This is a genomic window from Prosthecobacter fluviatilis (genome assembly GCF_042655725.1).
GTDB classification, from domain to species: Bacteria; Verrucomicrobiota; Verrucomicrobiia; order Verrucomicrobiales; family Verrucomicrobiaceae; genus Prosthecobacter; species Prosthecobacter fluviatilis.
The window spans coordinates 1,279,861-1,295,959 of record NZ_JBHSMQ010000001.1; the positions used below are offsets into that span (position 1 = coordinate 1,279,861).

At 62.8% G+C, this 16,099-nt stretch carries 11 protein-coding genes; 10 read left to right on the forward strand and 1 reads right to left on the reverse strand.

Going from position 1 to position 16,099, the window contains the following annotated elements; all coding sequences use genetic code 11:
• The first annotated feature begins 166 nt into the window (after nt 1-166).
• The 10 genes from ACFQDI_RS05130 (at nt 167) to ACFQDI_RS05175 (ending at nt 14,073) form a co-directional block, all read left to right on the forward strand.
• Nucleotides 167-1,618 carry a hypothetical protein gene (locus ACFQDI_RS05130; RefSeq protein WP_377164089.1) on the forward strand — a complete coding sequence of 484 codons (1,452 nt, stop codon included), beginning with the start codon at nt 167-169 and terminating at the stop codon, nt 1,616-1,618.
• The gene (locus ACFQDI_RS05135) at nt 1,615-2,709 is read left to right on the forward strand and encodes a dihydrodipicolinate synthase family protein (protein WP_377164091.1); all 1,095 of its coding nucleotides are present in this window, start codon (nt 1,615-1,617) and stop codon (nt 2,707-2,709) included. Before ACFQDI_RS05130 ends, ACFQDI_RS05135 begins: the two co-directional genes overlap by 4 nt.
• Nucleotides 2,710-2,717: 8 nt before the next feature.
• Complete coding sequence (locus ACFQDI_RS05140) at nt 2,718-3,509, forward strand: Kelch repeat-containing protein (RefSeq protein WP_377164093.1); 792 nt, start codon at nt 2,718-2,720, stop codon at nt 3,507-3,509.
• 16 nt (nt 3,510-3,525) lie between these two features.
• Nucleotides 3,526-4,935, forward strand: a complete 1,410-nt coding sequence (locus ACFQDI_RS05145; RefSeq protein ID WP_377164095.1) for a hypothetical protein — start codon at nt 3,526-3,528, stop codon at nt 4,933-4,935.
• Between the two features lie 78 nt (nt 4,936-5,013).
• Nucleotides 5,014-5,784: a hypothetical protein gene (locus tag ACFQDI_RS05150; RefSeq protein WP_377164097.1), complete on the forward strand. Its 771-nt coding sequence runs from the start codon at nt 5,014-5,016 to the stop codon at nt 5,782-5,784.
• Between the two features lie 106 nt (nt 5,785-5,890).
• The gene (locus ACFQDI_RS05155; protein ID WP_377164099.1) at nt 5,891-6,622 is read left to right on the forward strand and encodes an HpcH/HpaI aldolase family protein; all 732 of its coding nucleotides are present in this window, start codon (nt 5,891-5,893) and stop codon (nt 6,620-6,622) included.
• Complete coding sequence (locus ACFQDI_RS05160) at nt 6,619-10,323, forward strand: DUF1553 domain-containing protein (RefSeq protein WP_377164102.1); 3,705 nt, start codon at nt 6,619-6,621, stop codon at nt 10,321-10,323. The genes ACFQDI_RS05155 and ACFQDI_RS05160 overlap by 4 nt, the downstream gene beginning before the upstream one ends.
• Before the next feature lie 13 nt (nt 10,324-10,336).
• A complete protein-coding gene (locus ACFQDI_RS05165) occupies nt 10,337-11,614 on the forward strand; it encodes a DUF1501 domain-containing protein (RefSeq protein ID WP_377164104.1) in 1,278 nt (425 codons plus the stop codon).
• A gap of 216 nt (nt 11,615-11,830) precedes the next feature.
• Complete coding sequence (locus ACFQDI_RS05170) at nt 11,831-13,213, forward strand: NAD(+)/NADH kinase (protein WP_377164106.1); 1,383 nt, start codon at nt 11,831-11,833, stop codon at nt 13,211-13,213.
• Nucleotides 13,210-14,073: an MBL fold metallo-hydrolase gene (locus ACFQDI_RS05175; RefSeq protein ID WP_377164109.1), complete on the forward strand. Its 864-nt coding sequence runs from the start codon at nt 13,210-13,212 to the stop codon at nt 14,071-14,073. Before ACFQDI_RS05170 ends, ACFQDI_RS05175 begins: the two co-directional genes overlap by 4 nt.
• A gap of 57 nt (nt 14,074-14,130) precedes the next feature.
• Here ACFQDI_RS05175 and ACFQDI_RS05180 read toward each other — a convergent pair whose 3' ends face one another.
• On the reverse strand, nt 14,131-15,945 hold the full coding sequence (locus ACFQDI_RS05180) for a phosphoethanolamine transferase (protein ID WP_377164111.1): 1,815 nt from the start codon (nt 15,943-15,945) through the stop codon (nt 14,131-14,133).
• Nucleotides 15,946-16,099 lie beyond the last annotated feature (154 nt).

Below are 16,099 nucleotides of genomic sequence, written 5' to 3' on the forward strand. Positions count from 1 at the left end.
CCAAAGCGGCGAGCAGACAAGATCGTGACGGCTGGTCTGACGAGGCATGATTCTACGCGCCTTGTTGGTGGCGCTTATCGTGTCTATTGGAACCGCTGTAGATTGTGGTATCGCTCTCGGAGCAAAAACGCTGACAAAAATCTTGTGGAAGCTGGGTATTAACCCAATGCGCCTTTTTCTGCTCTCTTTGTTCATCGCAACCTCTGCGGCTGTTGCTTCGGCTTCAGATCTTCATGTGGGCGCGGCCACCGTTGACATCACGCCAGACCGCCCCGTGGCGCTGGACGGACAAATGCATGTGCGGATCTCTGAGAAACCCGAAACTCACATCTATGTCACCGCACTGGGACTGGAGTCGCGCGAGGGAGACCGGGTGCTGGATCAGGCCATCATGATTTCCTGCGACATCGTGGCCATCCGCGAGGGGCTCATCAAGCTGGTCCGCGAGAAGGCCAGGGACAAGCTGCCTGGATTTGATCTCAACAAGCTCTTCCTCAATGCCACGCACACTCACACCGCGCCGGTGACGATGAAGGGGGATCGCTACAGCCTGCTCGGCAAGAATGTGATGCTGCCGATGGAATACACCGACTTCCTGGTAGATCGCATCGTGGCGGCTGCGGCGCAAAGCTGGGAGCAGCGCAAGCCCGCCAAAGCAGGCTGGGGCCAGGGACAGGCCGTGATCGCTCAGAACCGCCGTGCGACCTACGCGGATGGAAGCGCGAAAATGTACGGCCCCACCAACGTGCCGGAGTTTCGCGGCATCGAGGGCTATGAGGATCACAACCTCGAAGTGCTGTTCTTCTGGGATCTCAACAACAAGCTCATCGCCACGGCGGTGAACGTTCCATGTCCTTCCCAGGAAGTCGAGGGGCTCAAAGTGATCCACGCCGACTTCTGGGATCCGGTGCGCCGCCAGTTGCGCGAGCGTCATGGCAAGGATCTCCACATCCTGGCCTGGACCGGAGCCGGAGGAGACCAGGTGCCGCGCCCGATGTATGGCAAGGCGGCGGATGAGCGCATGCGCCGTCTCCGCGGCCTCACACGGCTGGAAGAAGTCGCCCGGCGTGTCGTGCGTGGCTGGGAGGAGGCGTATGAAGGTGCCAAACTGGAGCCGGTGACCGGCGCGGTGTTGCAGCACCAGACGAAGAAGATCGACCTGCCCTGGCGCAAGGTGACTGAGAAGGAGCTGGCCGATGCGCAGAAGGCCGTCGAGCAATACAAGGATGATCCCAAGGAGCAGTGGAAGTACCTTTGGAACCAGGGCGTGGTGGACCGCTACGAAGCTGAAAAATCCGGGAAGGCAGGTGTCTTCCAGATGGAGCTGCATGCCCTGCGCCTCGGGGATGTGGCCATCGCCACCAATGAGTTTGAACTCTTCACCGACTACGGCGTGCAGATGAAGGCCCGCAGTCCTGCAGTGCAGACCTTTCTCATTCAGCTGACCGGCTCGGGCGGCTACCTGCCGACACCGCGCGCCGTGGCCGGAGGCAGCTACAGCGCCATCATTCAGAGCAGCCGGGTCGGCCCCGAAGGCGGCCAGGCGCTGGTGGATGAAACCGTGAAAGCCTTCAACGATCTGTGGCCTGCGCCAGAAACCACCAAAGCCGGCAAATGAAGTCGTCAGCCCATCACCTTTCACGGCGGCAGCTCCTCGGCACTGCGCTCTCCGGTGCCGCAGCGCTTTGGAATGAACAGCGACTGCACGCTGCCGATGCCGACCCGCGAGTGCGCGGACCGTTTCCGATTCTCTCGACACCCTTCACGGAAAGCGGCGCGGTGGACTATGAGGTGCTGGCGAATCAGGCACGGTTTGTGGACTGGGGCGGATGCCCTGGCATGATCTGGCCGCAGTCTGGCGACAGCGTGGACCTGCTGACGATGGAGGAGAAACTGCGCGGCATGGAGGTGCTGGCGGAGACCTCGCGCAGCTTCAAGACATCAGCGCTTTGCCTCGGCGTGCAGGGCAGGGACACGGCGGAGATGCTCGTCTATGCGCGCCATGCGGAAAAGCTCGCGCCTGCAGCCATCATCTCGCGTCCGCCAGACTCGGGACGCACAGAGGAGGACCTGCGGCAGTACTGGCGTGCACTGGCAGAGGTGGCGCAGCGCCCCGTCATCTTTCAAACGACAGGCGGCGTGGCTTACAAAGGGCCGGTGCCGTCCGTGAAGCTCATGATCGAGCTGGCAAAGGAGTTTCCACACTTCGGCTACATCAAGGAGGAGGCCGCGCCGATCATTGCCCGCACGCGCGAGTTGTGTGCGGCGAAACCGGTGATCCGCCGCGTCTTCAGCGCCCGGGGAGCTCATGGCTGGCTCTTCGAGTCCCACCTCGGCACCGAGGGCCTCATCACAGAGCGTGCGGTGTATGCGGACGTGCTCACGCGGCTCTGGCAGCTCATGGACAGCGGCCAGGACGCCGACACGGTGCGCGACATCCACGCGAAACTGCTGCTGCTCTTCAACCTCGGCCAGCATCTCCCCGGCGGCGATCTGCGCGGCTTCCAGCTCCATCTGTGGAAGAAGCGCGGTGTGTTCAAAAACATGATCTCACGCCAGTACGGCCCCGGGCGCAGCATTCCGGACAAACCCATCTTTGCCGAGCTGGCGCTCACGGCCGACGAGATCGCGGAGATTGATTTCCGCTTTGAAACCTTGAGGCCGTATTTGAAACCCAATCCACCGCGCTTCGACGCCGCCACCCGATGACCCTGTACATGAGGCTTCTCCTTTTCGTGTCCGTTCTTTGCGGCCTGCACGGCCTTCGTGCCGCTGATGACTTTCATGCCACGGCCTGCGAGGGCGCCTACCCGCGCCATCTCCAGGGCATCTGCACCGATGGCAAGGGCTGCATTTACTGGTGCTGGACCGATGCGCTGGTGAAGACCGACGCCAACGGCCATGTGCTCAAGAAAGTGCCTGTGGCCAATCATCACGGAGATCTCTGCTACCATGACAGCCGCGTCTACGTGGCGACGAACCTCGGAAAGTTCAACCAGCCTGCCGGTGCGGCGGACTCGTGGGTCTATGTCTATGATGCCGACACTCTCGCGAAGCTTGCGAAGCATCGCCTGCCGGAACTGGTGCACGGCGCGGGAGGCATGGAGCATCACGACGGAAAATTCATCGTCATCGGCGGGCTGCCGCCCGGGGTGAACGAAAACTACCTCTACGAATACGACGAAAATTTTCACTTTCAGAAACGCCACGTGCTCGCCAGCGGCTACACGCTCATGGGCATCCAGACGGTGGCCTATGCCAATGGCGCGTGGTGGTTTGGCTGCTATGGCAAGCCTGCGGTGCTGCTGCGGGCGGATGAAAAATTTCAGTTCACCGGCAAATGGGATTTTAACGCCTCCGTTGGAATCGCACCGATCAGCGGCGGCCGCTTTCTCCTGGCCCAAAACACGGTCATCAAAGGCGACGATGGCAAAACCAAGGCCAATGAGGCCCGTGTCGTCATCGCACGCCCCGACGAAAAAGCCGGGCTGATCATCGACAAGCCATGAACGCATTTGCCCCACCATGAAAACCACGCTCCTCTTCTGCCTTGCCCTTTTGCCCATCGTCACGCTGGCGCAGGACAAAGTCTTCAAAGCCGGTGCCGCCACCAGCAACATCACTCCGCCGATCGGCATGACGATCGTGGGCAACTTTGCTCCGCAGCCCATCTCAAAGCAGGTGCACGACGAGCTGCATGTGCGCTGTCTGGCGCTTGATGACGGCAAGACGAAGCTCGTCTTTGCCGTGGCGGACAATCTGCATCTGGCACGTGATGTCTGGGACGAAGCCAGGAAGAAGCTGGAAGCCGACACGGGAATCCCGGCCTCTCACATGATGTTTTCCTCCACCCACACGCACTCAAGTGTGTCGGTCATCAACAACAAAGATGCCGGGTTCGACTACCGCAGCCTCGTCATCTCCCGCGTGGTGGATGGCGTGAAGCGCGCGCTGAACAACCTGGAGCCCGCCCGCATCGCCTGGGGCACGGGCAAACTGCCGCAGTGGGTCGGCAACCGCCGCTGGATTCTGAAGGAAGGCGTCACCAATCCCAATCCGTTTGGCGGACAAGACCGTGCTGTGATGAATCCGAGCAGCATGCTCATTCCGCGCCTGGAAGGCCCCGCCGGCCCGACGAATCCCGAGGTCTATTGCCTCTCCCTGCAGGCCACTGATGGCCGCCAGATCGCACTGATGGCAAACTACTGGCTGCACTATGTCGGCGGCGTTCCACGCGAGGATTTGTCGGCAGATTATTTCGGCGAGTTCTGCCGTCGCATCGAGCAGTCTCTCGGTGCGCCGTGCGTTGGCCTCCTTCCCAACGGTCCCTGCGGTGACGTGAACAGCAACGACTACAGCGGCAAGACGCCCGCGGTGAATTACAAGCCGTATGAAAAGATCAAAGCCGTTGCAGGCGACCTCGCGCAGGAGGTGCTGCGTGTGCACAAAAACCTCAAGCATCAGGACTGGGTGCCGCTTCAGGCAGCCGCCAGCGATCTGGAGCTCGCCGTGCGCCGCCCGACTCCGGAGATGGTCAAGTGGGCCGAAGCTGTGCTCGCCAAGCCGAAAGACGCCGCGCCTGTGCACCGCCTCGAACAACCCTATGCCGAACGTGTGATGGAAGTGAAGAGAGCCAAGCCCGACACGATCCAGGCCTACCTTCAGGCCTTTCGCATCGGCGGTCTCGGCATCACGTCCATTCCTTTTGAGGTCTTCACCGAGACAGGGCTTGAGATCAAAGCAAAGAGCCCCTTCAAAGACACCTTCACCATCGAGCTTGCTTCGGGCAGCAACGGCTATCTCCCCACACCGCGTCAGCACGACCTCGGCGGCTACGAGACCTGGCTCGGCACCAATCGCGTCGAGCGCGAGGCGTCCGTCAAGATCACCGCCAAAGCCCTGGAACTGCTGCAGAGCGTGCATGCCGCGCCATGAAACCCAGCTTACCAACGCCGCGCTGGTGTGCGTTGAACTGCGAATGAACAGAACGTGTTTGATTGGAAAACAACCCGAATGAAGTCCTTCCTTTATGCTCTCCTCATGCTCGTGTGCGGTGCTCTCCCCACCTTCGCGGCGCCACCCATCACCTGCCAGGCCGAGGCAAGCGGGCATCTCCAGGGATTCGATGCCGATGGCTCGTTCATCTACTGGTCGATGTTCACGAATCTCGTGAAGACGGACTTTGCCGGACGCGTGGTTGCCGAGCGGCCTGTCGACCCGCATCACGGCGACTGCTGTGTGCACGACGGCAAAGTCTATGTGGCGACGCAGAACCGCACGAAGGAAAGGCGCGGCGTGTTTATCAATGTCTATTCTTGTGACGACCTGCGGCCAGCGGGAGAGTTTACGATCAACTTTCCCTTTGAGGGCGGGATCGACGGCATCACCTATGCGGACGGTTTCTTCTACGTGGGAGAGGGGAAGCCGAAGGACAGCGTGCAGCCTTTCAACTGGGTGCACAAGTTCACGCCTGAGTTCGTCGCCGTTGATAAGATCAAGGTTCCCGGTCAAACGACGTATGGCATTCAGACCATCACCTTTGCCCACGGATTCTTCTGGCTGGGCACCTACAGCAAGGAGCGAACCTACCAGTGCGCTCCCGACTTCAAACTCGTCACGCACCACGAAGTCGACATCTCTGTCGGTGCCTTTGCCCTGCCGAAAGGCCCCGGCGGTGAGCCACGGCTGATGGTGGCCAGAAACATCAAGAAGGAGAACGGTCTCTGGACGGCGTCGGCTGCTCCGGCGATCCTGAAAGATGGACGGCTCGTGATGGAAAAGTAGGCTCCGCGAGAAATCACGCGCTCGACATCAGCAAGGGCCGCAAACTCTGGCGGGCATGGTTTTACAAACGAGCATCGATTCCTCTTCAACCTCTCCCCCATTCCTCATGCAAACCGAAGCACGCAGCTCTGACCTCCAACTCGGCACCTGGTTGCAGACGGGATCTCCCATTGTTGCCGAGCTCGCTGACCTGAGCGGCTTCGACTGGTTGCTCATCGACCTTGAGCACGGCTGCGGCACGGAGGCGGCGGTGCTTTCACAGATCCAGGTGATCCGCCATGCTGCCGCCATCGTCAGGGTCGGCGCACCGCATCCTGAACTCATCGCGCGTTCGCTGGACTGGGGAGCCGCCGGCATCATGGTGCCGATGGTGTCCACCGCAGAGAAGGCGGCCGCCTGTGTGCGTGCCATGCGCTATCCACCGCATGGTGACCGCGGTCTGGCTGGCATGGTGAGGGCGTATGATTACGGCCTCCATCGCGACATGCCGAAGCCTGTTTTCTATGCGCAGATCGAGACCATCGAAGGCGTGGAAAACGCGCGGGCCATTGCCGCCGTGGAGGGTGTGGATGTGCTCTTCATCGGGCCGATGGATTTGAAACTCCAGCTTCAGTCCTACCCGGAGCGCGCCCGTCACGACTTTGCCGCCTGCCTGCGCGAGGTGGCGTCTGCTGCCCGGGAGGCTGGCAAGGCCTGTGGTCTGCTCTGCCGGCAGACGGATGATTTTTCGGAGCTGCAGGCACTCGGCTTCACCCACCTCGCCATCGAGACGGACATCACGCTCCTGCGTGAGAGCTACCGCAACGTCATTCAACCTCTTCGCGGAAAGAAAGCATGAATCTGAGAGCCCTGATGGTGTTATGCGTCCTGTGGCAGGCCTCAGGCATGGGGCTGCACGCGAATGATGGCAGGCCGGTGCTGCAGCTGGACTTTGGGCAGGAGGAGTCGGCTCCGTTGATCGCAGTGGGCGGCGTGGTGCGGGATCAGGCGGGACCGCGGCCGCCGGAGTTTCCGGACTTTGAGGCGGACAACACGGCCATTCAGCTGCAGGGCAAAGGCTCGCGCTACGAGATCAAGGACACGGGGGCGCAGAGCCCGTTCGATTTCACGAATGGCGACGCCATCACGCTGGAGACGTGGGTCAAGGTGGACAAGATCAGCCCTGGACAGCCGGTGTATCTGATCGGCAAGGGACGCACCAACTCGCCGCATTTCGCGCGCAACAATCAGAACTGGTCGCTGCGGGTCATCGGCGGGAGCGAGGGGCTGGCGCACCTGAGTTTTCTTTTTGCCAGTGCTCCTGCGCCCGGTGGTGGAAACACCTGGCACCTCTGGAATTCGGCGGCGTCCTTTCAGGTCAAAACGGGCTGGCATCATGTGGCGGTGGCGTACGAATTTGGCAGGCCGGAAACGATGCGCGGATGGATCGACGGCGTGGTGACTGATGGAGTCTGGAGCGTGGACGGAGCCACCACGAAGGCACCCGTGGTGGATGATGACGATGTCTGGATCGGCTCATCGCTGGGCGGCAGCGCGGGGAACAGTCTTCAAGGCTTTCTGGATGGTCTGGCCATCCATCGCCGCGCTCTGGGTGATGCGGAGATCGCCAAACATTGCCGGCGCACGGGCGGCCCGCTGGTGGTGCTGCCTGAGAAACCGGCGATGCCAAAGCTGGGGCCAATCGCCGATGGAAAGGTGCTCGTGCAATTTAGTGAAGGGCTCTCCGCCTTCAACCGCTGGCCCGCCAAGGCGGAACTGCCGGCGGAGACGGACCGCTGGATGAGCGATGCGTTTCTGCTGCCGCGTGTGCCGCTGCGCTACGATGACTGGGGCATCCGCTCGGAGTGGAAATCCCCGCTGCTGCTGCGGATGGCGGCGGATGTGGCGCTGCCAGAGGGATCGCGGCGGTTTCTGCTGCGGGCGCGTGCGCTGGCCCGGCTGTGGGTGGATGGCGTGATGGTCGCCGAGACGAAACCAGCCGATGGTAGCACGCCAAACGGACACGATGACGTCACACCGCTGGCGACGCCACCGCTGCCTGGTCTGCGCGTGAAGGACTATCATCATCAGGAGGTGTTTGGCACGGCGAAGCTTCGCGGAGGCAAAGGGCGCATTGTTTTGGAAGTGGTGGTCGGTGGAAAAAACCAGCGCACTGAAACCGGCGAGCTGTGCGTGGCCATCGAGACGGAGGACGGGAAGTCGTTTTCCATTCTCCGAGCTGGCAGCAAGCCCGGTCTGGCATTGACCGATGCAGCGGTGGAGCCTGTGCTGGCGCACATGGAGAAAGCCCTGTCTGATCTGGATGACACTCATCGGCGGACTGCCGCACGCTCGCGCGATGCATTCTGGCAAAAACGCCACGACCTCGCCCGCGAGTGGGTGGCGCAAAATCCCGCGCCTGCTCCCCCCAAGGGCGGTCATCCCATTGATGCCTTCATCGATGCGAAGATCGCCGCCGCCGTTGCATCCAACGCCGCTGCGTCCGGCGACTCGGGCGCTTTTCAAAAAGACATCCTGCCCATCCTCCAGGAAAAGTGCTTCCGCTGCCACGGCGAAAAGGACAAAGGCGGGCTGAAGCTGACCTCGCGAGCAGCGGCATTGCACGGAGGCGATTCGGAGATTCCCTCGATCGTGCCGGGCAAACCGGAGGCCAGCGAGATGATTGTGCGCCTGCGCTCGGAGGACGATTCGCTCGTCATGCCGCCATCGGGCGAACCGCTGGGCAAGGCGCAGATCGAGAAGCTGGAGACGTGGATTCGTGATGGAGCCGTCTGGCCCGCCACGCCGGTTGCACCCGAGAAGCTCGCCAGATCAGCGCTCACCAGCGACGAGGCCTTTCTCCGCCGCATCAGCCTCGATCTGATCGGCCTGCCGCCCACGGCGGCAGAAGCGCGTGCATTTCTCGCTGACTCCGCGCCCGACAAACGCACGCGCCTGATCGAGCGCCTGCTCTCAGACGCACGCGGCGCGGAGCACCAGATGGCCGACTGGCTCGATGTGCTCGCAGAAAATCCGACGCTGATCAATGCCTCGCTCAACAGCACCGGGCCGTTTCGCTGGTTTCTGCTCGATGCGTTGCGCGACGGCAAGGGGCTCGACCGCATGGTCACGGAGCTGATGATGATGCGTGGGGATGTCGGGCGTGGCGGCAGCGCGGGATTCGGTCTCGCCGGAGAGAATGACGCGCCCTTTGCCGCGAAGGGCCACATCATCGCCTCAGCGTTTCTGGGCATCGAGCTGCAGTGCGCACGCTGCCATGATTCGCCCTACCACAGCACCACGCAGCGCGATCTTTATTCGCTCGCAGCGATGCTCTCGCGCAAGACAGTGACGGTGCCCGCCACGAGCCGTGTGCCCGCCGGTTTCTTCGAGAAGAAGGGCCGCGAATCTCTCATCAAAGTCACGCTCAAGCCCGATGAGCCCGTCAAGCCCGAGTGGCCCTTTGCCACCGCCACGGGCACGGCTGATGGGAGCCGCATCGACCTCCTGATGGACGATCCGAAGGACACGCGGGAGCGTTTTGCCGCACTCGTCACCGCGCCGGAGAACCGGCGCTTTGCGCGTGTCTTTGTGAACCGCACCTGGAAGCGGCTCATGGGCGCAGGCTTTGTCGAGCCCGCCCACGACTGGGAAGGTCGTGATGCCAGCCACCCTGAGCTGCTCGACTGGCTGGCCGCTGATTTTGTCGCCCACGATTATGATCTCCGGCATCTGCTGCGGCTCATCGTGACCTCCTCCGCTTATCAGCGCGAACCCACGTCTGACAACCTCGCCGCGCTGCCAGCCAACGAGCGATTTTTCAGCGCGCCAGGGCGGCGTCGGCTCACGGCGGAGGAGATCGTGGATTCGCTGCACGCCGCTGCTGGAAAGGCCATCGACTCCGAGGAGATCACCTTCGTCCATGATGGCCGTCACGCGCTGGAACGCAGGCAGACACTCGGCGTGCCGCGGCGCGCGTGGATGTTTGCCAGTCTGAACAACGAACGCGACCGCCCGAGCCTGGCCCTGCCTCACGCGCAAACAACGGTGGACGTGCTGGAGGCCTTTGGGTGGAACGGCTCGCGGCAGATGCCCATCTTTGATCGCCCCACGGACCCAAATCTTCTCCAGCCTGGCATCCTCGCGAATGGCACGCTGGTGCAAGCGCTCTCCCGCGCCTCATGGCGCAGCGAGTTGGCCGATCTCGCGATGCAGGCGCAGTCGCCCGAGGCGCTCATCGAGGAAGTCTTCCTGCGCTTCCTCAGCCGCAAGCCGCGTACGGCGGAGCGCGATGCCTTCCTGCCCGCGCTGCGCGAAGGCTTCGCCACGCGGTTCGTACCTGCCGCCGAGCAATCCACGCCCCAAGCCGCCGAACCACTGCCACAGGTGACGTGGCTGAATCACGTGAGTCCCGAAGCCAACTCCATCCAGATCGAAGTCGAAAATCGTGTCCGCCAAGGCCCGCCGCCTGACCCACGACTGCGCAGTGCCTGGCGGGAGATTTACGAAGACCTCGTCTGGAGTCTGATCAATGACCGCGAGTTTGTGTGGAAACCTTGAACATGCTTTTTTGATGAAACGCCGTCACTTCCTCAGCTCCACCGCCTCGCTCGCAGGCGCAGCTGCGTTTTCCCGCCCGCTCATCGCCGCACCGGCGCCTCCGCTCATCCAGGGCAAGGCCGAGCACGTTATCTCCATCTGGCTCGGAGGTGGCATGGCGCAGACGGACACTTTTGATCCCAAGCGGCGCGGCGATCCCAAGGCAAAGAAGGCAGGCTCCTACTATGACTCCATCGACACGGCGGTGCGCGGCGTGCGTGTGTGCGAGCATCTTCGCAGGCTCGCGCCGCTCATGGATCGCGTGACGGCGGTTCGCACCGTACATCACGATGTCATTGATGAACACGCCGCAGCGACCAACCGCATGCACACCGGCCGGCCGATCAGCGGTACGATCAGCTACCCCTCCATCGGCTCGATCATTACCCACCAGCGCGGCCCCGCCTCAGACAAAGCGCCGCCATATGTGCTCATCGGCTATCCGAACGTCACTCGTGGTCCCGGATTCCTCGGTGCGCAGTCCGGGTATCTCTATCTCACGGACACCAGCCGCGGCCCGGCAGGTCTCTCCCGCCCGCCCGATGTCAGCACCGCACGTCAGCAACGCCGGGGGCAGTTCCTCTCCGCGCTGCAAGCCAGCGCACCACCGACCAGCGACCCGAGGCTGAAGAGCTACGATGCCGCCATCGAGCAAAGCCTGAGGTTCAGCGGCCCGGCGTTCAACCGCGTCTTCCAGCTTGATGAAGAGCCCGCTGTGCTGCGCCAGAGTTACGGTGGCGAGTTTGGCCAGCGCTGCCTGCTCAGCCGCAGGCTGGTGGAGCAGGGGGTGCGTTTTGTCGAAGTCTCCCACAACCTGAACTTCCTCAACGGCACCGGCTGGGACGCGCACAATCAGGGCATCTTGAAACAGCACGAGCTGATCAAGGAACTCGACGGCGCCGTCGCCGCGCTCATCACCGATCTCGAAAGCCGGAGGCTGCTCGACAAGACAGTCATCATCATCACCACCGAGTTCGGTCGTCCGCCCGAGTTTGACGGCGGCGGTGGGCGCGGACATCAGGGCAGCGCCTTCTCCTGCGTGCTGGCCGGAGGCGGCCTGCGACACTGCGGAGCCTGGGGCGAGACCGATGACCTCGCCAAAAAGATCGTCACAAATCCCGTCAGCGTGCCCGATTTTTTTGCCACCATCTGCGCCGCCGTCGGTGTGGATTACACCGCCAGCCTCCACGACGGCGACCGCCCCGTGCCGATCACGGATCAGGGCAGTCCGATTGCATCACTGTTCGCTTAGCGGGCACAATCAGCGCGCAAAAGTGAGCCTGCCGCGTGCGCAGGCTGCACTCGGCATGAGTCTTGCGTTTCCTGCTCAACCCCGTCTAATTCCAAAAAACAGCCCAGGTGCACTTTGGGTTTCAATCTGCAGCGCGCTTCCGTGAGGAGAGCGTGCGGACTTTGCAGGAGGGCTTCTGGCTGCTTGCACTCGTTTGGAGCGCTGGCAGGGTGAGGGATGCCGAAGCGTATTGCTATTTTTGGAGGCAGCTTTAATCCCCCCGGGAACCACCATGCTGCCATCGCGGCGCGGCTGGCGCAGGAGTTTGACGAGGTGCGGGTGATCCCGTGCGGACCGCGGCCGGACAAGCCGGTGACGGACGGTGTGCCTTCGGTGTACCGGGCGGCGCTGGCGGACATTGTGTTTGGCGGCCTGGCAAAGGTGACGGTGGACCTTTCGGATTTTGAGCAGGAGACGTTCACACGAAACCATGAGCTGCAGCGGCGCTTTGAGGGCGATGGAGAGCTGTGGCATGTGGTGGGGGCGGATCTGCTGACGGGCGGCGCGCGTGGCGAGTCGCTGATCCAGCGGACGTGGGCGCGGGGGCTGGAGCTGTGGCAGCAGGTGAACTTTGCCGTGCTGAAGAGGCCTGGGTACACGCTGGAAGCGGGGGATCTGCCGCCGCATGCGCGGGTGATCGAGCTGCTGGTGGAGGGCTCGAGCACGGAGATCCGCGAGCACCTGAGCCAGGGGAAGTGTGTGAGGAGTCTGGTGCCGCCGAGGGCGGAGGCCTACCTGGCACGCTATGGCCTGTACCGTGCGCCGGTGCCGGGGAACTGGGCGCGGGGGACGCTGGAGGGGGCGAAGTTTTTCCTGCAGGCGGATGTGGAAAACCCGAGGGTGCAGGAGCTGAGCACGCTGCTGGAGGGCCGGCACGTGGAGGCGCGCGAGGCGGATTTCATCAATGTGATCGGCGGGGACGGGGCGATGCTGCGGAGCATCCGCGAGCACTGGCGCACGCGGCTGCCGTTCTTTGGCATCAATGCAGGCCACCTGGGATTCCTGCTGAATGCGCGGGAGCAGGTGACGGCCAATTCATTTCCTCCGAGCGATGTGATTTTCCGGCAAATGCCGATGCTGTTCCTGGAGTTTGAGGATGAGGAGGGGCGCAGGCACCCGGCGCATGGGTTCAATGACTCGTGGCTGGAGCGTGCGACGAGCCAGTCGGCGTGGCTGGAGATCACGGTGAATCATGTGCGCCGGATTCCGAAGCTGGTGTGCGACGGGGCGCTGGTGGCGACGGCGGCGGGCTCGACGGCGTATGCGCGGAGCATGGGGGCGGCACCGCTGCTGGCGGACACGCCGGCATGGCTGCTGGTGGGCTCGAACGTGCTGCAGCCCGCGCACTGGCGCAGCGCGCTGCTTTCACCGGACACGACGGTGGAGATCCGGAACATCGACCCGAAGCACCGGCCGGTGCAGGCGTATGTGGACGGGCTGAGCATGGGGCGCGTGGTGGCGCTGCATGCGCGGATGTCGCGTGCGGCGGCGGCGGAGCTGGTGTTTTGCGCGAGCCATGACATGGCGGAAAAAATCGCCGCGATCCAGTTTGGCGCATGATCACGGCCTTCCAGAAAGATGAGGCGCTGCTGGCGGACATGGAGGCCGCCACGCTGGACGAGGACACGCTGCATGTGTGGTGGCTGGGGCAGAGCGGATTTCTGGTGCAGTGGGCGGGCGAGAGGCTGCTGTTTGACCCGTACCTTTCAGATTCGCTGACGGAGAAGTATGCGGCCACGGACAAGCCGCATGTGCGGATGACAGAGCGGTGCATCGACCCGCGGCGGCTGACGGGTATCAGCCGGGTGACGGCGAGCCATGTGCACACGGATCATCTGGATGGCGCGACGCTGGTGCCGCTGGCGGAGGCAAACCCGGGCTTCCGGCTGTATCTGCCGCACCCGATCATCCCGGAGGCGCAGAGGCGGCTGGGAGACAGCCCTGTCACCTATTGCGGGATGGGGGACCGGGACGTGTATTTTGAGGGCCGGTGGGAGCTGCGCGGGGTCATCGCCAAGCACAACGAGGTGCTGCGTGACGAGGCCGGGAACTGCCACTGCACGGGTTTTTTGGTGAAATGCGGGCCGTTTACGATCTACCACAGCGGGGACACGCTGTGGCATGATGACATCGTGAAGATGCTGAGGCAGCACGCGTGCGATGTGATGCTGCTGCCGATCAACGGCAACAGGCCGGAGCGGCGGGTGGCTGGAAACCTGAACGGCACGGAGGCGGCGGCGCTGGCCAAGGCGGGTGGCGCGGGCCTGGTGGTGCCGTGCCACTACGAGATGTTTGAGTTCAACACGGAGACGCCGGAGGAGTTTGTGGGCGCTTGCGAGAGGCTGGAACAGCCGTGCCGCGTGATGCGGTGCGGGGAGAGGCTGGAAGTGAGAAGGAGCGCAGCTACGGCAGCCTGCTGATGCGCTGAACTGCCCACCCGTGAAGGCACATGGGCCTTGCGGGGGGAGACATGCCCATCAAGGGCGGGTCTGGGCGGCCGGCTGTCCGCCAGTTGCAATCTGCAGTGTGGCGGCCGCCGGCTGCTGCGGCAGTGCGCGGGCCGCCTCTCTTCTGGCGGGGAATTGTTTGTCGTAGTCCACAATGACTCCACGGGTGCTGCAGACGATGCGTGCGCCGGGGGTGAAATGAGCGGAGGCCGCGCTCCATTCCTTTTTAAAGTCCGGGCAGGAGAGGCCGCCCATGTCGAGGAGGGTATGAAAGGTGCAGGAGGCGCTGAAAGGGGTGTTGCGATTGGCCTCCAGGGAGCTGACCCTTTCAGGGTGTGCCTGGGCGTAGCTCGGGGAGAGCCACATGAGCATGGGAATTTCCACGACCTGCGGGGTCACGGTGCCGTGCATGAATTTGCCAAAGATGGATTTGGAGGTGTTTTCACCGTGGTCTGAGAGGTAGCACAGCCAGGATGAGGCCTGGGTCTGCTTCAGCTCGCCGATGAGGGCATCGAGCAGGACATCAGTGGCGCAGATGGTGTTGTCATAGGCGTTTTGCACGAGCTGGAGGTCCTCTGGGGCCGTCTCCAAGCCGCTGAGCAGGCGCAGCATGGTGTTCATGACGGCCTTGCCGTCTGCCGGGAAGCGGGCCGACTCGGGTGGGTAGCGGGCAGGGTAGGGGCCGTGGCTGCCGATGGTGTGGAGCACCAGCAGCACCTTGGACTCATTGCGGTGCAGGATGTCGTGCACCAGCGGCAGCAGATCGGCGTCATGGGCGGCCCGATAGGCGCCTTTGCCTGCGGCATCGAATTTTCCTCCCAGAAAGACGGCTTCGTCTGCCTCTGCGGAGAAAATGGAGGTGAGGGTGTCAAAGGTGCCATGTTTTTTCTGGGCGGAGAGCCAGTAGATGCGAAAGCCGGCCCTCTTGTAGGCGGAGAGGATGCTGGCCTGACGGGTGGCTTCGAGCACCTGGCCGGGCGGTGTGGCGGTGAGAATGGCCGGGACGGCCATCAGCGTCATCGTGGCTGTGCAGGAGACGTCGCGGAATGAGAGGAGGCCGGGGGTCTTTTCCAGGAGAGGGGTGGTGGGACGGTCGTAGCCATAGAGTCCGAAGCAGCTCTTGGTGGCGCTTTCTCCGATGACGAGCATGTGCACCTGACGGGGGGATTCGTCGAGGAAGCCCGGCTCCTGAGCGATGGGCAGGTGCTCGGCCAGGTCTTTGCGGTCATGGACGCGGGAGCGTATGTCGAAGGCCTCATGAGCACAGCGGAAGGTGGAGTATGGAAAGGTGTTCATGAAGCTCACCCGGAGCTGCGCCATGCAGGCCGAGGGTCCTCCCTGGAGCAGGTCGCCAGCCGGGGGGAGCAGCAGCGCGGCGAGGACCACGGTCCGCCCCCAAGGCCCCAGCCGCAGATCTGCGGGCACCCGTTTGTGCACCGTCCAGACGTAGCAGGCGGCCAGCAGCAGGGTGCCTGCCACGGCGTAGATGATGTAGGCCTGAAAGACTGCGAGTTCTGCCTGGTTGGATTCGATGAGCGCGAGCAGCAAAAAGGTGCTGGGCAGGCTGAGGAGGGCGTAGAGGGAGAGGAGGGTGGCCGGGACCAGCAAGATCAGCGGAGATGCCAGCCAAAGCATGCGGCGGACGCGCACCCCAAAGACGCAGGGGAGCAAGATCAAGGCGAGCCCGAGCAGCCAGAACTTCAGGATAGCCCAGCTAAAAACGGGGACCAGGGCGGCGATGAAGTTGGGCAGATTGATCAAATTGACCGCCAGAAACACCGAAAACCACGCGTGGCCATTTCGCAGCAAGGCATGGCGCAGAGGGGATGATTTGATAAAATCCATATAATTTATAATTTATATATGGGTTTAGTCTTTATCAATCGAATGTTTGTGGATGTGTCCCATTAAGATCCCCAAAATAAAGGCCCGGGCATGAGGTGGAGGGCTGGTGACAAAACGAGGTTTGCCCCGGCCGCTGAGCCGCCTCTTTTGAGCC